Below are 20,605 nucleotides of genomic sequence, written 5' to 3' on the forward strand. Positions count from 1 at the left end.
ACACATTTCGGATTTTGTCCGGATCTGCAGGACTCACTCGGAGTCGTGCGGATTGTGTGCGGGCAAGCCTATGTAGCGCCGAAAATCGCCGAAAGCCAACAGTTTTCGGGGCAATACAAGCGGCAGGCGAACGGACATTTTCCGTCGAGCAGCCGAGAATCGGCAGGAATGCTAAGCCGAATCCGACATTTCGCCACCGACGCCGAGGGTGTGCGACACCGAATCCATAGTGTGCCGCCAGATCTCGGCGCTCGGGTCGATCACCGCGAAGTGGTCGCCCGGCAGCTCGATGAAGCCGACCGGGTCGTGCGCCGCCGTCGCGCGATCCACGTAATGCCTGCTGATCTCCAACAGATCCGGGTCGTCGTCGAGCCCGACGACCACCAGCTGCGGGATCCCGATCGGCAGTCGTTCGATCGGCGAGCTGTGCCGGTGGACCTCCGCGCTGTAGCGGCGACCGAGGGCCATCGAGACCGCGTTGTCGCCCAGCGAGCGCTCGCACGCCGGGTGCAGGTCGAGGACACCGGCCAGGCTCACGGCCAGCGCGGGCCGCGGCGTCGGCGCATCCGCAGCCAGGCGCAGCGCAAGCTGCCCACCCGCCGAGTGCCCGACGACGACGATCCGATCCAGGTCGAGCCGGTTCGCCTCCGGAAGGTCGGCGAGCGCGGCATATGCGGCGGCAACGTCGTCCGCCGTTGTCTGCCAATCGGATTCGATCGGGCGGCGGTACTCGATGTTCCAGGTGGCATACCCGCGGGCGGTGAGGTCGACAGCAAGGGCGTCCATGATGTCGGCGTCCCACCACGGCTTCCAATATCCCCCGTGGATCAGCACCGCCACGGGAAACGGGCCAGGCCCCGGCGGCGTGCGCAGGTCAGCCCATTGCTGCGGATGCGTGCCGTAGGTGTGCACGGCCGGTGCATGGAATCGGCGGAAGTACCAACTCGAGACGGCGTAGCGGAGGCCGACGAGGCCGCGCCCACGGATGTGCGCTCGGACTCCGGGTGCAGTGTCCAGCGGACACCGTCCGAAATCCACCCGGATCACCTGTCGATCGGCGACGTCGGGCAATGCGGCCGAACCGGGGACCACGATGAATTCCGCATCGTCGGCTACGGCCCGGACGGCGGCCGCGAACTCGGCCGGATCACTCGTCGGCACCAGCTCGCCGGTCACCTCGTGCGCGGCGAAGGCCTCGGCGAGCAGTTCGGCGGCTGTGCGCCAGTCCTTGACCGCGTCGGGCCCGAAGACGACGTACATATGCGCCACCTTACCCTTCTATGACACATACCTGGCGTGCGTCACGATAATGTCATACGGTGGGAGGTAGGTAGCACCGAACGAGTGGGGTTTTCGCATGACCGTAGAGCGCAATACCCGCGCACTGGAACACGACATCGTCACCGATTTCAGCGCCAAGATGAACTACGGCGACTATCTCGACCTGAATGTTCTGCTCAGCGCCCAGCATCCGCGGACGCGACCGGAGCATCACGATGAGCTGCTGTTCATCATCCAGCACCAGACCACCGAGCTGTGGCTCAAACTCGTGCTGCACGAGATCCGCGCGGCGCGTGCGGGTTTCGAGGCCGACGACCCCGGCGTTGCCCTCAAATGCATTGCCAGGGTGAAGCAGATCCAGAAGTCCATGACCGAGCAGTGGTCGGTCCTCGCGACGCTGACGCCGACGGAGTACGCGCAGTTCCGGCACGTGCTCGGCAGCGCATCCGGCTTCCAGTCGCATCAGTACCGTGCCCTCGAGTTCATTCTCGGCAACAAGAACGCCGCGTTGCTCAAGGTCTTCGCCTCGGACCCGGTGGCGCACGACGACCTGCAGACCTTGTTGACAGAGCCGAGCCTCTACGACGCGTTCTGGCATCATGTTTCACGCAGCGGATTCGAGGTACCGCAGTCGACGCTCGATCGGGACGTGACGAAGGCCTACGTCCTCGACCCCGACCTGATTCCGCTGGTGAAGTCCATTTACCTAGCGCCGGAGAAGCATTGGTCGATCTACGAGACGTTCGAGGAGCTCGTCGACCTCGAGGAGAATTTCCAGCTGTGGCGGTTCCGGCACATGCGCACGGTGCTGCGCACCATCGGCACCAGGAAAGGCACCGGCGGATCCAGCGGGGTCGGCTTCCTGCAGCGCGCACTGGATCTCACCTTCTTCCCCGAGTTGTTCGCGGTACGCACCGAGATCGGAGTCTGACCACGTGACCACCACCCCTGTCGACTTCGCCACGCACGCACAGGCTCTCGACGAGGCAGACCCGCTGCGGGACTTTCCCGGCCGGTTCCTCGGCAGCGACGATCCGGAGATCGTCGCCTACCTCGACGGCAACTCGCTCGGTAGACCCGTCAAGGCCAGCGCCGACCGGCTCGCGAATTTCGTCACCGAGATGTGGGGTGGGCGGCTCATCCGCGGCTGGGACGAGCAGTGGTTCGACCTGCCGGTCACGATCGGCGAGCGGATCGGCACCGCGGTGCTCGGCGCCGCCCCCGGGCAGACCACCATCGGCGACTCGACCACCGTGCTGCTGTACAAGATCGCGCGCGGCGCGCTCGCGCTGCGGCAGGGGCGCACCGAAATCGTGCTCGACCGCGACAACTTCCCCACCGATCGATACCTGCTGGAGGCGATCGCGGGCGAGCTCGGTCTGACCCTGCGGTGGATCGAGCCGGAGTTCACCGGCGGTGTCACCGCGCAGGACGTGGCCGCTGTCGTTTCGGAACGCACCGCACTCGTGGTGCTCAGCCATGTCGCCTACCGGTCCGGCTACCTGCTCGATGCGCAGGCGATCTGTGCCGTCACGCACGACGCAGGTGCCTTACTGCTGCTCGACCTGTGCCATTCGGCAGGTGCGGTGGAGATCGAACTCGATTCCTGGGCAGTCGATTTCGCGGTCGGCTGCACCTACAAATACCTGAACGGCGGGCCTGGCGCACCGGCGTTCGCCTATGTCAGGGCCGAGCATCTCGCCGATTTCACACAGCCGATCTGGGGCTGGATGGGGCGCGAGAGCCCGTTCGAGATGGCGCAGGGATACGTGCCCGCCGAAGGGATCCGCCGGGTCATCAGCGGGACGCCCGCGATCATCGGCATGCTGCCGATCCAAGACATGCTCGACCTGATCGAGGAGGCAGGCATGCCCGCGGTGCGGGAAAAGTCGGTCGCCCTCACCGAATTCGCGCTCGAGCTGGTGCAGGAATGGCTGGTGCCGCTCGGCGTCACAGTGTCCTCACCAACGGACTCGGCCCGCCGCGGTGGCCACGTGACGATCGACCATCCCGAATTCCGCGACGTCACGGCACGCCTATGGCAGCGCGGCATCATCCCGGATTTCCGGCGACCGCACGGCATCCGGATCGGATTGAGCCCGCTGAGCACGACCTACGCCGAGGTGCTCGCTGGAGTGGCGGCGATCCGCGATGAGCTCGGCAAGCACTGACCCCAAGGGTGCCGTCCTCGACGACATCGATTCGCGGCCGGGCAGCGTCACCTCTCTGGCCAGGACAGTGCTCGGCGCGTACGTCCGCGACCTCGGCGGCTGGATCGCCATCGCCGATTTCAGCGCATTGCTTGCGCGACTGGGGATTCCGGAGCAGAGCACCAGAACCGCGGTCGCCCGGCTGAAGAGCAAGGGCGTGCTCGACGCCGAGAGCAGGGGCGGGCAAAGCGGCTACCGGATCACCGACGCCGCCGAAGCGATGTATTTGCGCGGCGAACCGCGCATTTTCGGCTTCCGGCAAATGGCCGAAGACGATGCCTGGCATCTGATTTCGTTCGGCATCCCGGAGTCGGAGCGCGCCGCGCGCCACCAGCTCCGGCGCCGACTGTCCGCGATCGGGTGCGGCACGGTCTCCCCCGGCCTCTGGATCTGCCCCGAATACCTGGCGCCCGAGGCCGGGGCGATCATCTCCGCGCTCCAGCTCGACGACTACATCACGACATTCCGCGCGACCAACCTGAGCACGCCGAACTCACTGCGCGCTGCGGCGGCGCAATGGTGGAACCTGCCTGCCCTTGCTCGGCGCCACCGCACCTTCCTCGACCATCACCGCGGTCTGCTCGCCCTCGAAAACCTCAGCGACCAACAATCATTCGAGCACTTCGTGCCCCTGCTCGACGAGTGGCGCAGCATCCCCTACCTGGACCCGGGTCTCCCCCAGCCGATGCTCCCACTGGACTGGCCAGGCCCCGAAAGCGTCGACCTGTTCGCCCGCGCCCAGCGCCGCTGCCTGGAACCGAGCCGGCGCTGGGTCCGTTCGACCCAGCCATGAACTCAGCAGGTGGTCGGTCCGGGGTCGGCGCCTGCGAGGACTGCGGTGAGCCAGAGCAGGGAAGGCTCGTAGCCGATCAGTTCGGCCGAAATATGTTCACTGGCAGGGACTCTGAAGAAGCGCAGGTTGACGCCCGCGGCACAGTACGCTTTGACCACCGGCTCGATGGCGGCGATGGGGATGAGCGGGTCGGTGGTGGAATGCCACATGGTGACGGGGATGTCGGGCGTATCGGCGTAGCCGAGACTGTCGCGATGCAGGACGTTTTGGATGTCGGGGTCGAGGAAGGCGTTCTGATCCTTCAGGTAGTTCTTCAGCGGACGCCAAGCCCCGGTGGCCGCCGCGGTGTAGAGACAGCGATGTTCGATGTCGTGCGCAACGGTCATGCCATCGGTGGTGAGGAACTTGTCGAGGGGCAGCAGGTCGGGGAATTCGCGAGAGAGGCCGATCAGCCAGATCCAGCCGATGAAGTCGGCTTGGCCCGCGATACCGGCCCCCGCATCCATCGCGTGCGCTGTCATCGCGTGCTTGTTGCCTGGCACGCCACCCTGGGCACTGCCCTTGATCGGCAGTTCGGGCGCGTAGCTCCGGTGCAGTTCGGCGGCCCACGCGGTGGCACTGCCGCCGCCTGAGTAGCCCCACAGCCCGACCGCCGAGTTGTCCATGCCGATGCCTGCCCGCCGGACCGCGCGGACGCCGTCGAGCACCATCCGGCCCTCGCTCGGCGCGAGCGTCGTGTTCGTCTTGCCGTTGAAGTCGGGCACCGACACCGCCATGCCCTCGCCGAGGAACTGCAGCAGCAGTTGGGTTTCCTTCATGGTGCCCGCGCGCAGGGTGTGCGAGGGGTTGCATGCGGGATCGAGACTGTCGATCGCCTCCTGATAGGAGATGACCGGCCGGGTGCCGGGGCCGAGCCACGGGATCCCGGGAATCAGCACGGTCGTCGCGGTGGCGATCGGGTGGTCGCGACTGTCGGTGCTGCGGTACAGGATCTGTTCGGTGTGCACCGGCGGCCACGGCACCGCGAGCAGATAGGTGGTCACCACCCGTTTGCGGATGACGTCACCGTTGGCGAGGTTGTCCAGATCGGCCGGGTCGGCATACCACGGATCGTCCGTCGGCAGCGGGACCGGAATGAACGGGTAGATGTCGGTTTCGCTGGGGAGGCGGGGGAATTGGTTCTCCCCCGGCCGGGTCGGCCATGCGGGTTGCGACCCGTCCTGGCCCGAGCCCGACGGTGCGGGATCGGCGAGCGCCGTCCCCGTGATCACCTGGGCAGCAGCGAGCGTGACACCTACAGCAAAGAGGGCAGAGCGAAGACCAAGCACGTTCCAGGTACCTCTCGAGCGAAGACGACATCAGAGCCAGTGGCCGCCCACTGCAGCGACCGCCAGCCGGACACCATCCGAGCGCCCGACGGACCAAGCGAGTCCTCATTGCACACGACAGTTGTCTGTTACGTCACTACACATCTACCCAGAGTTAGGGCTGGGCCACTGTGCACTACGCACTGTGACTGCCGTCACTCTTTCATGAACGGCAGGTGAACCCCGCCGCCACGCCTACCCGGCAGGCCGAAATCGAAGCTGCTGTCCCGGTCTCGCCTGCGCGAGCAGATCGACATCCTCGGTGACGACAGTCGCGATCACCGGATACCCGCCGGTGATCGGATGGTCGGCGAGAAACACCACCGGCTCACCGCTCGGCTGCACCTGGATCGCGCCGAGCGGCACCCCCTCGGTCGGCAGTTCCTTGTCATTGATCCGGGTCAGCGGCGGGTCATCGCCGACGCGGGCCAGCCGCACACCGACCCGATCGGCGCGATCGGTCACCTGCCAGGCTCCGGCGAACAACGCGTGCGGATCGGTGAACCAATCATCACGAGGTCCCGGCACGACCCTGGCCGTGACGACCCCCGAATCCACCGGGGCCACCGGGGCGACCTCGACATTCGGCCACGGATAGCTCCCCGACTCGTGCGCACCGAGTTCCATTCCCGCGCTCAAGGGTTCCGGCCCGAGCCCGGCGAGGGTGTCCCTGCTGCGCGAGCCAAGTACCGGATCGATGGCGATCCCACCACGCACCCCGACGTACACCCGCAATCCGGCCGCGGCCATCCCGATCCGCAACCGCTGTCCGGATCGCACGGCGAGCACCGACGCCCGCGCCTGCGCGACCCCGTCCACGGTGATCGGCGCGTCGGCGCCGGTCACCGCGAGCAGCACCGGTGCCAGCGCGACGAGTTCCAGTCCGCCGAGCAGGGTTTCGATGCCCGCCGCGTCTTCGGGATTGCCGACCAGCCGATTCGCCAGCTTCAGCGACCCACGATCGGCCGCACCCGATACCCCGACACCGATCGAGAACCAGCCAGGCCTGCCGAGATCCTGGATGGTGCTCGACGGGCCGGTGGCGACAACCCGCAGAACAGCGGTGCGGCAGGCCGGACTCATTTACTACGCCTCCTCGACGAAACGGACTCGGGTACCGGGACGCAACAGGGACGGCTCGTCCCTGTCGAGATCCCACAGCCGCAGGTCGGTGGTGCCGATCAGTTGCCAACCACCGGGCGAGCGGCGCGGATAGACGGCGCTGTAGCCGTCGGCAAGCGCCACCGAACCCGCGGGCACCGACGTCCGCGCCTCCGCGCGGCGCGGCACCGCGAGGTCGGGCTCGGCGCTGTCGAGATACCCGAACCCCGGCGCGAATCCGAGGAAGGCACAGCGCCACAGCGTGCGGGTGTGCGCGGCGATCACCGCACGCACGGAGATTCCGAGCAGCGCCGCAACATCGGCGAGGTCCGGCCCGTCATACCGGACCGGGATGGTGCGGACCACCTCCGGCGGCGGCGCGGCGAGCCCGATGCCGCCGGGTTCGCGCAGCGCACGAAACAGCTCCCGCAACCGTTCCTCGACGGCACGGCTGTCCGCCGACTCTGTCAAGGTGAGCAGGATCGTCTGCGCTGCGGGCAAGACATCGTGCACGCCGGTGGGCACCTCCCGTCGCAGCAGGTCGACGAAGGCGACCAGGTCGGCGCGCTCGTCGGGGGCGACGAGCAACGATCGGTCGCCCGCGGGCAGTATCCGCAGGGACGCCGTTGGTGCGGTGAGCACGGACATGCACGCTCCTTCAGGCTAGTTCGCGGCCACGGGTTTCCGGCAGCCCGAACAGCGCGATCGCCGCAAGCAGGTAGCCGAAGGCGCCGAACATCATGGCGCCCGCGAGACCCAACGTGGTGGACGCCAAGAACCCGACGACCGTGGGGAACACCGCGCCGACGCCGCGGCCGAAGTTATAGGTGAAGCCCTGCCCCGTGCCGCGCGACGCGGTCGGGTACAGCTCGGACAGGAACGAGCCGAAGCTGGAGAAGATGGCCGCGGTGCAGAACCCGAGCGGGAACCCGAGCAGCAGCACCATCGTGTTCGCGCCCTCCGGCACCTGGATGTAGGCCACCAGGAAGACGACCGACAACACCGCGAACAGCTGGATGGTGCGCTTGCGGCCGAGCCGGTCGGCGAGGATGCCGCCGGTGACGTATCCCAGGAAAGCGCCGCCGATCAGGAAGAACAGATAGCCGCCGGTGCCAACCACATTCAGGTGCCTGCTCTTCTTCAGGTAACTCGGCAACCAGGTGGCCAGGGTGTAGTAGCCGCCCTGCACGCCGGTGGCCAGCACCGATGCGAAGAAAGTTGTCCTGACTAGCTCGCCGCGGAAGATCGCAACGAACGAGCCTGCCCGCTTGCCCGCGGATTCGCGCCGCTGGGTGACGGTTTCGGAGTCGGTCAGGTTGCGGCGCACCCAGATGATCAGCAGCGCGGGCAGCGCACCGGTCCAGAACAGCACGCGCCAGGCCAGGTCCTCACTGACGAACTGGAACACCAACGTGTAGACCAGCACCGCGAGACCCCAGCCGACCGCCCACGCACTCTGGACATACGCGACCGCTCTGCCTCGATACTTGGTGTGCGCGTACTCGGCGACCAGGATCGCGCCCGCCGCCCACTCGCCGCCGAAGCCGAGACCCTGGAAGGCCCGGAAGACAAGCAGGGTCTCGAAGTTGGGCGCGAAGCCGCACAACACGGTGAACAGCGTGTAGGTGGCGACGGTGAGCTGCAGGGTGCGGACCCGGCCGATCTTGTCGGCGAGCACGCCTGCCAGCGCACCGCCGAGCGCGGACACCACCAGCGTCACCGTGGTCAGCAGGCCTGCCTGGCCGGAGCTGATCAGGAAGTACGACGAGATGGCGCCGAGCGCCAGCGGCAGCACCTGAAAGTCGTAGGCATCCAAGCCGTATCCGCCGAACGCGCCGATGAAGGCGCGTTTGCCTTTGGCGCTCAACGTGCGGAACCAGTCGAAGGGGACGGCCCGCTCGGCGGGCTCGGCCGGCAGGTCTGTGGAAAGGCTCATGTCTGAATGCCTCGCAATGCTAGAGCTCCGAGGGAGCGACGTACGTCACAGCAGACTACGGATCGTTGAACGATTCTGCAATCCTTAGATGGGATCGTCGGCTGGCACTTCGATCGGTGAGTTATGCTCGAGAAGCTAAAGCCACTGGTCCACGGAGGGTTTGGATGACGACACCGGTAGATCGGCCCGACCCCGTCTACACGGCACTGTCCCAACACAAGGATCTGCTCACCCGATCCAGCCGCAGCTCGCAGACCGCCGACATCGTGCGGGCGAGCATCCTCGACGGCGCGCTGCGGCCTGGCACCCGGCTGTCCGAGCCCGATATCTGTGCGGCGCTCGGGGTTTCCCGCAACACCCTGCGCGAGGCGTTCCGGTCGCTGATCGAAGAGCGCCTGGTGAATCACGAACTCAACCGCGGCGCCTTCGTCCGCATCCCGACCTCGGCGGACGTCGCGGAGCTCTACCAGTGCAGGCGGGTCGTCGAGGGTGCGGCCGTGCACGGATTCGATCCCGCCGTGACCGCGCCGACCGAGCTCGCCGCCGCGCTGGCCAGGGCGGACGCCTGTGCGGCGGAGCAGGATTGGACCGGCGTCGGCACCGCCGACATCGACTTCCACAAAGCGATCGCCGCGCTGAATCGCAGCAAACGCCTGGACGAGATGATGGCGAGCGTGTGGAACGAGCTGCGCCTCGTCTTCCACGTGATGGCCGACCCGCTCACTTTCCACGAGCCCTACCTGGTCCGCAATCATGAGATCTACCAGGCCATGGTCGAGGGGCGCGGCACGGAAGCCGAGCAGATGCTCGCCGACTACCTGACCGATGCCGAAACCCACATCCGGACGGCGTATACCCGCATCGTCGCCTGACCGCGCCGGTTCGGCGCAGCGTGCGCGAAATCGTGGTGACCGGATGGTGCGCCGAGAACAGTGAGTGACTTGCCCGGCGTCTCAGGTCAGGAGAGCTCGTCATGTCCGATAGCAGTGCCCGGTTCCGGCCGCTCGAATCGCTTCTCGAACAGACCGCCGCCGCGCTCGGCGTGCAATCGGTGCTGGTGATGCGTTCGACGCCGACGCATATGGCGGTCGAGGCGACCGCCGGTGCGGCACAGGGGCATTACCCGGTGGGCGGTGAAGGAAAGAAGGGCGCCGCGTTCACCGAAGCGCAGGAACTGTACTGCGAGCGGGTGGTCGACACCGATGCCGAACTGTTCGTGCGTGATTCACGCACCGACCCCGACTTCAGCGGTAACGAAGACGAGGTGGAGTTCGGCCTGGTCAACTATCTGGGCTTGGCGGTGCACAATCCGGACGGCAGCGTCTTCGGCACTGTCTGCGTCCTCGACGCTCGAGCGCGTGACTACACGCCCGAGCAGCGGGCTCAGCTCGCCGAGCTCCGCACAGCGGCTGAACACGCGCTCGCCGTTGAGCGCGTGTCGCCGACCTGACACCGCACGCGGCGTGCAGGAGCTCGGTAGTTCGGTCAGGATGCGGACAGTGATCGGCTTGCCTGCGACGGGCTTTCCAAAAGCCCCGCAGCACCGAACTTGCGCACCAGATCCGAGCCCGTGATCACTTCCAGGAACTTCTCCACATGCAGCGACATATCTCGCGCATGCACAATCAGTTCTCGTCGAATCGGATTAGGCAGACGAACCGGAGAAATCAGGCGCGATGAGCCGTGCAGTGACATCTTCGGCACCAGGGCGACGCCGAGGCCGTATTCGACCAGGCTGAGCGCCGCGGTGACATCAGGAGCAGTGACCGCATAGCGGATCCGCACCTGCGCCCTGTCCGATTCGCGAGAAATAATCGTGGTGAGATCGGAGTCGGAGCCGTATCGGATCCACGGCGCCTCCGCCAATCGCTCCCACGAGCCGTCGAATCTATTGCCTTGGCTGTGGTGGCACACCGCGACGAGTTCTTCCTCGCCGACCGGGTAGACGAACTTAGCGGCAGACCGGCCGAGTGGGCCGACAGCCAGGTCGATGTCGCCACGATCCAGCGATTCGTACAGGTCGCGGATATTTGTGAACGAACGGACCTCTATATTGTCGATGTTCTGCTCGGACCGCATCCGGTAGATGAGTGGTGGCAGCAGCTTGTTGGCGATCGTCGGTGTTGTTCCGACGGCCATCACGCCTTCACTGAACGTTTGCGCCATGGCCAGCGCTTTGTCCACCGAATCCAAGACGTTGGATGCCTTGAGGAAGAACTCTCGGCCGAACTTGGTCAGACTCGACCTTCGTGACTGTGGATCGAATAGCTTCCTGCCTAGCAACCCTTCCAATACATCCAGCTGCTGCGACATCGCGGAGGTGGTGACCCCCAGCTTTCTCGCAGCGGCGGAGAGTGAACCCAGCTGGACTGTGTTCACAAAATAGTCGAACTGTCGGAGCGTGATGGAGTTCGAAGTGGACATCGAATATTCGGACATCGGCAACTTTCAGGTCGAGCCGCCGGCTCATCTGCTACGTCTGGGTGCCGTTACTGAAAAATACAGTGGGACCTAGCCGAGTAGTGGCTTACGTCGATCGGCGCAGACGGGTGCAATCTCTTGATTTCCATTGATTTACTTTGCGTTCATCCGCGAATTGAATCGGCGAGCCAATAACGTTTGCAATAAGTACGCTGATTCGGTGTACCGATGGTATCGGTACGGTCACAGATGCGTCAATCTGGAAGTATGTCGACCCTACGTGATCTGGGTCACGTTCGCTGACTTGAACGTATGACTCGATCCGTCCAGCCGTTTGGCTGGGACTATGCAGCCAGTTGGGGTCCTATAGAAGGAATCGCTGGCGACCCATGCCGGAAACCTGCACGAAATGGGCATACTGCACAACAAAACCGGTACGTTTTGTTTTCAATTGCACCTTAACTCATCTTAAGTTCGAATTAGCCTCTACCATATCCGGCCGGATTTTGGTGAGCTACGTCGGCCCGCGAAACCCGCGGATCCACTCGCCACAGTGACTACCCCGAGATCTGCGCGTTATGCGACCGTTAACTGCATCCGAAGATGTTTTAAGAATGGTGCAAGCGGCTCGCCTCCCGCTGCGCGGAGTCATACGGTCAAAAACGGCAGCAGCCATCCGGCGATGCCCACGACCGAGGTCAGGACCAGCGTTGATCGGCCTCATGCAGCAGTTCTGAACGTGACCGCACCACTCGTGCCGGTTCGGCACGCGAGGCGATCATTCCGAAGGAAGGCACTCCATGGGCAAACACAGCGCACCGCGAAATCATGTCGTACCAGCGCGATTGGCCATGCTCACGACCGCAACGCTGATCACGATGGTCGTCTCGGCCAACCACGGAGTGGGCAACGCGTCCGCCGACGCCAACACCGATGCCACGGCGAGCACGAACGACGATGCCACCGCCGCGACGCCGAAGCCGTTGGCCGCCAAGGTAACTCGCTCCGTGGTCAGCCAGGTCGCGGCGCAGCGTATCCGCGAAGGCGCCTCCCCGGGCACATCCATTCGGACGCGCGCGATCGCCACGACCCCCCAGGACGCGATCGGCAACTCCGCCAAGAACGACGCGGGCCCCGGAAGCCTGACCAACGGCATCGCGCCACTGGCACAGGCACTCGGCCCCGCAGGCGCTGAATTGACCAACCGCGTCGCACCACTGGCACAAGCACTCGGACCCGCCGGCGCTGAACTGGCCAACCGCGTCGCACCGATTGCGCAGGCACTCGGACCGGCCGGCGCTGAACTGGCCAACCGCGTCGCACCGATTGCACAGGCACTCGGCACCGGAGGCGCTGGACTTACCAACGGCGGCGCACCGATTCAACAGGCACTCGGCAGTGGCAGTGCCGCAATCGGTAACGCCACCAAGGGAATACCGGAGGTCCGCCCGGTCGGCGAGGCCATCGGTGCGATCGCCGCGGCGTTCGGCACCGGAGCCAACGGCGTAGCAAACGGTAACGCCCCAGCCGCGCCGATCGGCGATGCGCTGGCCAAGGCGATCGCTCAGCTGCTCCCGCCACCGCCCGCACCGCCCGCCCCTGCGCCGAAGGCCAAGCCGAAGCCGAAGCACCGCGCGGCCGAAGCCGCCAACACGCCTAAGCAGAAAAAGTCCGGGCACGCTGCTACCGACGCCGCTGCCAAACCTCGCCACCGGGCGGTCGATCGCGCCGAAGCCGCCCCCGTTGTCGAAGCGCCCGACACCGACGACGCCACCTGGGCCCCGCTATCGCTCGGCCCGAAAGTTTAAGAACCGACCGCAACCATCGACCGACCAGTGCTGATGACCGGTCAGCACTACTGCAACACCTCAGTACCGCTCTACCGCTTTACCCGCTCCAACTCACGGAAAGACTAAATGCGCTTCTCGCAAGGAACAATCCGTACATTGTCCGCTGGCGTAGGCTTCTCCGCCCTCGCCGCCGCCGCCATCGCAGGCGCACCGCAGGCTTCGGCCGAGGGATCCCCCGCCGACGAGGTGCTCACCCTCACCAACGCCGAGCGCACGAAGGCCGGGTGCAAGCCGCTGAAGTCCGAGGCGCGGCTCACCAAGGCCGCGCAGAGCTACACCGAAGAAATGGCCTCGAGGAACTTCCTGGATCACGGCGACGTCGGCGGTCGCATCAGGGCGTCCGGCTATAAGGCGACGACCTGGGCCGAGAACATCGCGGCGGGGCAGCGCAGCGCCCAGGAAGTCGTCCGATCCTGGATGAACAGCTCCGGCCACCGCCAGAACATTCTCAACTGTGGGCTGAAGGACCTCGGCGTCGGCTACGCCAAGGCCCGCAACGGAACCCCCTACTGGACACAGGATTTCGGGACTACCAACGAGAAGCCCGACGCAGGCAAGCCGGGTGGCGAGCAGCCAGGTAAGCCCGGCGGCGAGCAGCCAGGCAAGCCGGGTGGTGAGCAGCCAGGCAAGCCGGGCAACCCCGGCGGCGAGCAGCCAGGCAAGCCAGGTAAGCCAGGCGGCGAACAGCCCGGCAAACCAGGCAAGCCAGGCGGCGAACAGCCCGGCAAACCAGGCAAGCCCGGCAAGCCGACCAACCCCGGCAACCCCTGGGGCGACTGGGGTAACTGGGGAGACTGGGGCAACTGGTTCAATCCGGGCAAGCCCGGCGGCGGCTGGGGCGACTGGGGCAACTGGCCCGGTCTCGGCGGTGGCAACCTGCCGTGGGGCAGCCAGGATGAGAACTGGCAGGACGACGCAGGCATGGGCGATGAGCAGCCCGGCTGGGACGAATCCGGCGAGAGCGATGATTCGTGGCAGCCGTGGAGTGCCGAGGAGCCGTCCGAAGAGAACCAGGACATGAGGGCCGAAGAGCCTGCGCCCGAGGAGAACGCCGAAGAGCCCTCCGACGAGAACGCGGACTGGGACGCCTGGAGCGAGCCTGCACCCGAGGAGCCCGCAGCCGAAGAGCCTGCGCCCGAAGAGCCCGTGGCCGAAGAGCCTGCGGCCGAGGACGACAGCTCGGACTGGGACAACGCGGCCAAGCGCCTGAACGCGCCTCCGGTGCGCGAGCTGGTCAGCGCCGGTTTCAACTGGTTCGGTAACTGAGCCGAAGCACTGGCACGCGCTCGGCGGTCGAGGAGATCCTCGCCGCCGGGCGCGTGTCGTCGTTTTCAGGTTCCCATTGGGCCGAAGAGCACTGCCGCACTGGCTATTCCGTGATGTTCGGACCAGACTGGGAGCATGGAAGATCTTGGGGAGGATCTGTCGCGACGGGTACGGCTCGACCGGTTCCTCACCGAACGCGGCGCCGAATCCATCGCGCATCCCGGCGGTACGTTGCTCGCTCACCTGCGGCGCGTCACCGACAAGCTGGCCGCCTGGGGTGCCGACGCGGACGTGCAGGCCGCCGGGCTCTGTCACGCGGCCTACGGTACGGACGGCTTTCGCCAGGCACTGGTCGATCCGATGGACCGAACGACGCTCGCCGCACTCGCCGGGAAACGCGCCGAAGCCCTCGTCTATCTCTACGGATCCTGTGATCGGGCAACGGTGTACCCGCGGCTCGGCAGCCGGCCGGTCGTCTTCCGGGACCGATTCACCGGGCTCGAGCACGCGCCGACCGAGGCCGACCTGCGGGCGTTCCTGGAGATCACCGTCGCGAACGAGCTCGACGTGCTGGCGCACAACGCCGAGTTGGCCGCCGAGCACGGCGCCGCGCTCCACCGCTTGTTCGCCCGGTGTCGCAGCCTGTTGTCCGCCCCGGCATGGCAGGCCTGCGAAGCACAGCTCGGTCCGGCCACTTCCTGATCGGCGGCGAAAACCGGTGGCGGTGTCCGCATCCGTTCGTCCATCCTCGACTGCACGCCGACGGAGGGAAGGAACGTATGCTCAGCGACGCCCAGATCGATTCGTTCGTAACAGACGGTTTTGTCAAGGTGGCCGAGGCGTTTTCGCCGGAGACCGCCGCCGAGGGGCGCGAAATCCTGTGGCGGGCAACCGGATGTGATCCGGACGATCGTTCGACGTGGACCACGCCGGTGGTCCGGCTGGGCGACTTCGCGGACGCGCCCTTCGCGCGAGCAGTGACTTCGCCTGCGCTGATCGAAGCGTTCGATCAGCTCATCGGCGCGGGGCGTTGGCTGCCGCGGAACAGCCTCGGCACCTTTCCGATTCGCTTCCCCGTCCGTGCCGAAACCGGTGACGACGGCTGGCATCTCGACGTCAGTTTTCCCGGCGCCGATCCGGCGGACTACTTCACCTGGCGGGTGAATCTCTGGTCGAAGGGCCGTGCCCTGTTGATGCTGTTCCTGTTCTCCGATATCGGCGAGGAGGATGCGCCGACGCGCATTCGGGTCGGCTCGCACCGGCGGATACCGGCGTTGCTCGCGCCGTTCGGGGCGGACGGCGCCGAGCTGGGGCAGTTCGGGTACGGGCAGGCGACCGCCGATCTGCCCGAGGCATCGGCCACCGGCCGGGCCGGGGATGTCTACCTGTGCCACCCGTTCTTGGTGCACGCCGCGCAGCGGCACCGAGGGACGGAACCTCGGTTCCTGGCGCAGCCGCCGTTGCTGCTGCGCGCACCCTGCGTGCTTGATCGGGCGGACGGTGCGTATTCGCCGGTCGAGCGCGCGATCCGCCTCGGACTGGAGCCGTAGCCGCGCAACGGCGTGTTACGTTCGCTGGGGCCGGAGGTGCGGACACGACCAGGCGGGGAGGTTTCAGGATGACGCAGTTCCCGAGCGTTTTGTGGCACGACACGGAATCTGCTGCCCGCCAATGCCTTCCGGACATGCTGACCGATCTCAACCTGCACCGGATCATCGCGGCGGTGCTGCCCGATGGGGACCAGGAACCGTTGCGGGAGCATTTGCGGACACCGCTGCGCGACGTGGCGAGCATCGACTATCGGCACGAGATCTTCCGCGATCTCGAACACAATTCGGTCCGGGAACCGTTCATCACGTTCGTGCGAGCGCTGTGGGCGGTGCGGCGCGCCATCACCGAGTCGCGCACCGTTTATCACCCATACCAGCAACGCCGATTCCACCTCGACGCCGCGCTCGCCTACTGCCGGGCCGTCGTCGCATTGGACGAGTCGGTCGACCGTTCGACGATCGCCTCTCGCGGACTGCGGGAGTGGCTCGACGCGTTGAGCCGGTACCTCGCCGGCGCCGAATTCCAGCGGCTCGTCGCGGAATCGACTGCGCGACAACAACAACTCAGCGAGATCAGATATCGCGTCGCGATCAAAGACCTGAACGTCTACGTCGACACCGACGACGGCGGTCCCGACTACACCGCACGTGTCGCCAAAGCCTTTGCCCCACTCCAGAACACCGAGCGCCCCGGCATCGAGCCGATGACGGCGAACTGGCCGGACATGAACCACGTCGAGGAGCAGATACTCGATCGCGTGGTTGCGCAGCACCCGGATCAGTTCCGCGCGCTGGACGACTACTACGCACGGTTTCCTGATTTTCTCGACACCGCGATCGATACGTTCGCGGACGAAATCCTGTTCTACCTCCTGTATTCGGTGTTCGTGGACCGGTTGACCGCACGCGGGTTGCCCTTCTGCTACCCCGAGGTCACCGCCTCGTTCGACGGCGTGCACGCCGAGGGCGCCTACGATCTGGCGCTGGGGTTGAAGCTGCTGGCGGCCGAGGCGACACCCGTGCAGAACGACTTTCAGCTGTCGGGCACCGAGCGCGTCTTCGTGGTGACCGGACCGAATCAAGGCGGCAAGAGCACCTTCGCGCGCATGTTCGGTCAGCTCGCCCATCTGGCCGCGGTCGGCTGTCCGGTGCCGGCCCGGCGTGCTCGAATACTGTTGACAGACAACCTGTCCACCCATTTCGAGCGACTCGAGCAGGCGGCGGATCCGGCCGGAAGGTTGCAGGCCGAACTCGTCCGCATGCAGGACGAACTGCAGCAGGCCACCGACCGAAGCATCGTGATCATGAACGAGAGTTTCAGTTCGACCACCGCCGCGGACGCGCGCGTGATCGGCGCTGATGTGCTGCGCCGGATCATCGAGCGGGGCGCGGTCGCGGTCTACGTGACGTTCCTCGACGAACTCGCCGATCTCGATCCGGCGGTGGTCAGCATGGTCGCCGGGGTCGGCGCCGACCCGACCGAGCGGACGTTCCGCATCGAACGCAGGCGGGCCGACGGCAACGCGCACGCGGCGGCCTTGGCCACCCGGTTCGGGCTGACCTACGACGCCATCGCCGAGCGGATCGCGCGATGAAGGCCGAATTGCTGATCCCCGACGACGATCAGCAGCACTACGCCGCTCCCAACGGCAGCGCGCTCGTCGAAGATCTGGCATTGGCACCGCTTTTCGAGGCGATGGCCGGCGGCGATCCGTTCCTCCGCGAGGTCGTCGAGACCGTGCTGCCGCGCAGTCTCGGCACCGGCGACGCCATCCGCTACCGGCAGCAGATCCTCGCGGACTGCGTGGCCAATCCGGCGGCGGTGCGACACCTCTACGAGATGGCCACGGCCGCAGCACAAGTCCGACGATGGACCGGTCGCGATGCCCGCAGCAAGTTGAGCCTTTCGCTGGAGCCGCTGACCGAGCTCGCGGAACATGTGCGACGGCTGCGGGCTTCGTATGCGGACTACGCGCCGCAGTTCCGGTCCGACGGCCTCACCCGATTGGGCGCAAGGCTGACCGAACAGCTCGGCGACGACTACCTCGACAGCGTCGAAAAGCACATCGACGAACTGGGTTTCGAGCACGGCATGCAGATCAGCGCAGGCCTCGGCCCCGGCAACAAGGCCGTCGATGTGGTCATGCACGAGCCGCTGCGTCGGCGACGCCTGCTCGGCGCGGATCGTCCTGCCGGACAACACTTTCGGGTCGCCAACGACGACGAGCTCGGCACCGACTACCTGAACGCGCTGATCAATACCGGCCTGCAGACGCTTGCCGACCACGTTTCCGCCGCCACGGATGCGGTCCAGGACTTCTTCCGCAGCCTGCGCGCCGAGCTGGGGTTCTATCTCGGTTGCTTGAATCTGAGGGATCGACTCACGGCGGCAGGCTACCCCTTGTGCACCCCAATCCCCGTGGCACACAACACCTTGCGTTGCACCGGATTACGCGATCCCGTGCTGTGTTTGACTACGGGTGGGGTCGCGGGCAACGCGATCGACGGGCACGCGTCGCTCGTCGTGGTGACCGGAGCCAACAGCGGCGGCAAGTCGACCTTCCTGCGCAGCGCCGGTGTGGCCCAGGTGATGGCGCAGGCGGGCATGTTCGTCGTCGCGGAGGCCTTCGAAGCGGACGTGCGCGCCGGGATCTTCACCCATTTCCGGGCCGAGGAAGACGCCACCATGACGCACGGCAAGTTCGTCGAGGAGCTCGCCAGGATGCGCGACCTCACCGACCGGATCGCCCCCACCTCATTGGTCCTGCTCAACGAGCCGTTCTCGTCGACCGACGAGCGCGAGGCGGCCGAGATCGCCGGGCCCATCCTGCGGGCCATGCTCGACGCGGGCATCAAGATCGTTCTGGTCACCCACCTGTTCGACCTCGCCGACGGGCTCTATACCGACCGACGACCCGACGACCTATTCCTGCGCGCCGAGCGCCGCACCGACGGCACCCGCACGTTCCAGCTGATCGCGCAGAAACCGCTGCCGACCAGCCACGGCGGCGACACGTACCGCCGCATTTTCGGCGACGACCACGCAGACACTGCCATTCCGCCGCGATCGGTCGTATGATCTAGATTGTTAGCTTGGCTAACACTGCGAACGCTCTAACCCCATCGACAGCAGCGTAATTACCACGTCGACAAGACGATTCGTGCTGCCCGGGCGAGATCGACCGCCGGGTCCTGCGGTGCCGGACGGCTTGTCGAAGGTCTTTTCCACACTTCGAGGAGAGCATTATGCGTACCGAAGGCGACACCTGGGACATCGTGAGCAGCGTCGGGATGACCGCGCTCCAGGTCGCGGCCGCGCGGGCGGTCGAGGCACAGCGGCCCGACGCACTGGTCCATGACGAATACGCCGCCCTGTTCGTGGCGGCCGCGGGCGACGCGGATACGGCGAGGGCGATCGCCGACCCAGCGCACTGGGCGGGCACCCCGCTCGCGAACGGCTTCATGGGACTGCGCAGCAAGTTCTTCGACGACCTGTTCATCGACGCGGGGTCGGCCGGGGTGCGGCAGGCGGTAATCCTGGCCGCCGGGCTCGACGCGCGCGCATATCGGCTGGACTGGCCCACGGGCACGACGGTGTTCGAGGTCGACCAGCCGAAGGTGCTGGAGTTCAAACGGCAGGTCCTCACCGATGCCGGCGCGGTGCCCAAGGCCGACCGCAGGGAGGTGGCCGTCGACCTGCGCGACGACTGGCCCGCCGCCCTCATCGACGCGGGCTTCGACCCAGCCGAGCCCACCGCATGGTCGGCCGAAGGTCTGCTCCCCTACCTCCCTGGAGCCGCCCAGGACGCCCTCTTCACTCGGATCGATCTGCTGTCGGCGCCAGGCAGCCGACTGGCCACCGACACCACCGCGGACACCATCGACTTCCAGCAGCTCGCCGACTACCAAGCAGAACACGCGAGCGACTCGCCCTTCGGCAAGCTCGACGTCGGCTCGCTCTTCTACACCGACGAGCGCGCCGACCCCGCCGTCTGGTTGGCCGGGCAAGGATGGACAACCGCCGCGTTCGCCGCCGGAGAACTCGCCACGCGCTACGACCGCTCGATTCCTGAAGTGCCTGGGCCTTTCGCGCAGCTGTTCAAGGGCATTCGCTATCTGCAGGCCGTCAAACCTTCCTGAACAGCGTGTCGGCGCCGGGACCGGAGAGCTGCGTCGCAGCCGCGGCCCGGCCGGTCGCCAGCAACAGCAACGCACCTGCGGTGCCATGCACCAGCGGGCCGTCGCCGACCGACCACTCGATATCGGTGGCCGCGAGGCGATAGCCCGCCAGCCGCTCCTCGATACCGAACCGGGAGGCGGTCGCCCACACCCGGTCGAGCGCCGAACGTGAAGCACCCGTAGGCATTTCGCGGTCGATGCCGAGCGGTATCGCGATGTCTTGCCCGTGCACGAGCACATCGAGGAGCCGATCGGCGGGCACGGTGGCGATCGGCGTGAACCGGGACGGGACGCTGGCCCGCAATTCGTCGAGCAGCTGCCGGGTGCCGACCCGGTCGGCATGGCGAATGGCGGCATCGCGCAACGCACGGTCGACGCTGCCGCGCGCCCGGATCAGGTTCGCCACAATCCAGCCGAGATGAGCGTGGGTGCACTGCGTCGTGTGCGCGACGACATCGCGGATCCGCCATTCGGCGCAGAGAGATTGGCGATCCCAGTCGGACTCGGACAGCTCGGCGAGCAGATCGGCCAGGCTGGATCGTTCGGCGGCGGTGGCGCGCCAGACCTCCTCGGCTGTCATGGATTCGGTGCGGTTCATCGGTCGACCTCTCTCGTTCGTGGTTCCACTACGCTAAGAACTCCACCCAAGTG

The 20,605-nt window shown here is 66.4% G+C and carries 19 protein-coding genes; 12 read left to right on the forward strand and 7 right to left on the reverse strand.

What is annotated here, in order from left to right:
* Nucleotides 1-171: 171 nt before the first annotated feature.
* Complete coding sequence (locus NA11_RS15015; RefSeq protein ID WP_141717594.1) at nucleotides 172-1,260, reverse strand: alpha/beta hydrolase family protein; 1,089 nt, start codon at nucleotides 1,258-1,260, stop codon at nucleotides 172-174.
* Nucleotides 1,261-1,357: 97 nt separating this feature from the next.
* On the opposite strand from NA11_RS15015, the gene NA11_RS15020 reads away from it, so the two are divergent.
* From NA11_RS15020 to NA11_RS15030, 3 genes are read left to right on the forward strand one after another with little or no spacing between them, the layout of a single operon-like run.
* Nucleotides 1,358-2,212, forward strand: a complete 855-nt coding sequence (locus NA11_RS15020) for a tryptophan 2,3-dioxygenase (protein WP_069162488.1) — start codon at nucleotides 1,358-1,360, stop codon at nucleotides 2,210-2,212.
* A 4-nt stretch (nucleotides 2,213-2,216) separates the two neighbouring features.
* On the forward strand, nucleotides 2,217-3,452 hold the full coding sequence (locus NA11_RS15025) for a kynureninase (protein ID WP_069162489.1): 1,236 nt from the start codon (nucleotides 2,217-2,219) through the stop codon (nucleotides 3,450-3,452).
* Nucleotides 3,433-4,284 carry a PaaX family transcriptional regulator gene (locus tag NA11_RS15030; RefSeq protein WP_069162490.1) on the forward strand — a complete coding sequence of 284 codons (852 nt, stop codon included), beginning with the start codon at nucleotides 3,433-3,435 and terminating at the stop codon, nucleotides 4,282-4,284. Before NA11_RS15025 ends, NA11_RS15030 begins: the two co-directional genes overlap by 20 nt.
* 2 nt (nucleotides 4,285-4,286) lie before the next feature.
* On the opposite strand, the gene NA11_RS15035 is transcribed toward NA11_RS15030, so the two are convergent.
* The 4 genes from NA11_RS15035 to NA11_RS15050 form a co-directional block, all read right to left on the reverse strand.
* Entirely contained in the window at nucleotides 4,287-5,555 is a 1,269-nt protein-coding gene (locus NA11_RS15035) for a lipase family protein (protein ID WP_069162491.1), read from the reverse strand.
* 291 nt (nucleotides 5,556-5,846) lie between these two features.
* Nucleotides 5,847-6,734, reverse strand: coding sequence for a 5-oxoprolinase subunit C family protein (locus NA11_RS15040; RefSeq protein WP_069162492.1), 888 nt, complete (start codon nucleotides 6,732-6,734; stop codon nucleotides 5,847-5,849).
* A gap of 3 nt (nucleotides 6,735-6,737) precedes the next feature.
* Entirely contained in the window at nucleotides 6,738-7,400 is a 663-nt protein-coding gene (locus tag NA11_RS15045; protein ID WP_069162493.1) for a 5-oxoprolinase subunit B family protein, read from the reverse strand.
* A 10-nt stretch (nucleotides 7,401-7,410) separates the two neighbouring features.
* Nucleotides 7,411-8,688 (reverse strand): MFS transporter, encoded by a 1,278-nt coding sequence (locus tag NA11_RS15050; RefSeq protein ID WP_069162494.1) that lies wholly within the window; start codon nucleotides 8,686-8,688, stop codon nucleotides 7,411-7,413.
* A gap of 164 nt (nucleotides 8,689-8,852) precedes the next feature.
* Here NA11_RS15050 and NA11_RS15055 point away from each other — a divergent pair, with 164 nt between their 5' ends.
* Together NA11_RS15055 and NA11_RS15060 are read left to right on the forward strand one after the other, a co-directional pair.
* Nucleotides 8,853-9,560: a GntR family transcriptional regulator gene (locus NA11_RS15055; protein ID WP_069162495.1), complete on the forward strand. Its 708-nt coding sequence runs from the start codon at nucleotides 8,853-8,855 to the stop codon at nucleotides 9,558-9,560.
* Nucleotides 9,561-9,661: 101 nt separating this feature from the next.
* The gene (locus NA11_RS15060; protein ID WP_069162496.1) at nucleotides 9,662-10,138 is read left to right on the forward strand and encodes a GAF domain-containing protein; all 477 of its coding nucleotides are present in this window, start codon (nucleotides 9,662-9,664) and stop codon (nucleotides 10,136-10,138) included.
* Between the two features lie 35 nt (nucleotides 10,139-10,173).
* On the opposite strand, the gene NA11_RS15065 is transcribed toward NA11_RS15060, so the two are convergent.
* On the reverse strand, nucleotides 10,174-11,127 hold the full coding sequence (locus NA11_RS15065) for a LysR family transcriptional regulator (protein ID WP_069162497.1): 954 nt from the start codon (nucleotides 11,125-11,127) through the stop codon (nucleotides 10,174-10,176).
* A gap of 782 nt (nucleotides 11,128-11,909) precedes the next feature.
* On the opposite strand from NA11_RS15065, the gene NA11_RS15070 reads away from it, so the two are divergent.
* The 7 genes from NA11_RS15070 to NA11_RS15100 all read left to right on the forward strand — a co-directional run bounded on the left by NA11_RS15070 (nucleotide 11,910) and on the right by NA11_RS15100 (nucleotide 19,915).
* On the forward strand, nucleotides 11,910-12,917 hold the full coding sequence (locus NA11_RS15070) for a hypothetical protein (protein WP_141717595.1): 1,008 nt from the start codon (nucleotides 11,910-11,912) through the stop codon (nucleotides 12,915-12,917).
* Between the two features lie 138 nt (nucleotides 12,918-13,055).
* Nucleotides 13,056-14,225 (forward strand): CAP domain-containing protein, encoded by a 1,170-nt coding sequence (locus tag NA11_RS47045; protein WP_069162499.1) that lies wholly within the window; start codon nucleotides 13,056-13,058, stop codon nucleotides 14,223-14,225.
* 135 nt (nucleotides 14,226-14,360) lie between these two features.
* Nucleotides 14,361-14,927, forward strand: coding sequence for a DUF6817 domain-containing protein (locus tag NA11_RS15080; protein ID WP_069162500.1), 567 nt, complete (start codon nucleotides 14,361-14,363; stop codon nucleotides 14,925-14,927).
* Nucleotides 14,928-15,004: 77 nt separating this feature from the next.
* Nucleotides 15,005-15,775, forward strand: coding sequence for a phytanoyl-CoA dioxygenase family protein (locus NA11_RS15085; RefSeq protein ID WP_069162501.1), 771 nt, complete (start codon nucleotides 15,005-15,007; stop codon nucleotides 15,773-15,775).
* A 68-nt stretch (nucleotides 15,776-15,843) separates the two neighbouring features.
* Nucleotides 15,844-17,370 (forward strand): MutS-related protein, encoded by a 1,527-nt coding sequence (locus NA11_RS15090; RefSeq protein ID WP_069162502.1) that lies wholly within the window; start codon nucleotides 15,844-15,846, stop codon nucleotides 17,368-17,370.
* Nucleotides 17,367-18,854 carry a MutS-related protein gene (locus tag NA11_RS15095; RefSeq protein WP_069162503.1) on the forward strand — a complete coding sequence of 496 codons (1,488 nt, stop codon included), beginning with the start codon at nucleotides 17,367-17,369 and terminating at the stop codon, nucleotides 18,852-18,854. The genes NA11_RS15090 and NA11_RS15095 overlap by 4 nt, the downstream gene beginning before the upstream one ends.
* 167 nt (nucleotides 18,855-19,021) lie before the next feature.
* Nucleotides 19,022-19,915: an SAM-dependent methyltransferase gene (locus NA11_RS15100; protein ID WP_069162504.1), complete on the forward strand. Its 894-nt coding sequence runs from the start codon at nucleotides 19,022-19,024 to the stop codon at nucleotides 19,913-19,915.
* Here NA11_RS15100 and NA11_RS15105 read toward each other — a convergent pair.
* Nucleotides 19,902-20,552 (reverse strand): maleylpyruvate isomerase family mycothiol-dependent enzyme, encoded by a 651-nt coding sequence (locus NA11_RS15105; protein ID WP_245745888.1) that lies wholly within the window; start codon nucleotides 20,550-20,552, stop codon nucleotides 19,902-19,904. The two genes, NA11_RS15100 and NA11_RS15105, sit on opposite strands and share 14 nt — an antisense overlap.
* Nucleotides 20,553-20,605 lie beyond the last annotated feature (53 nt).

The organism is Nocardia altamirensis NBRC 108246 (genome assembly GCF_001612685.1).
Lineage (GTDB): Bacteria > Actinomycetota > Actinomycetes > Mycobacteriales > Mycobacteriaceae > Nocardia > Nocardia altamirensis.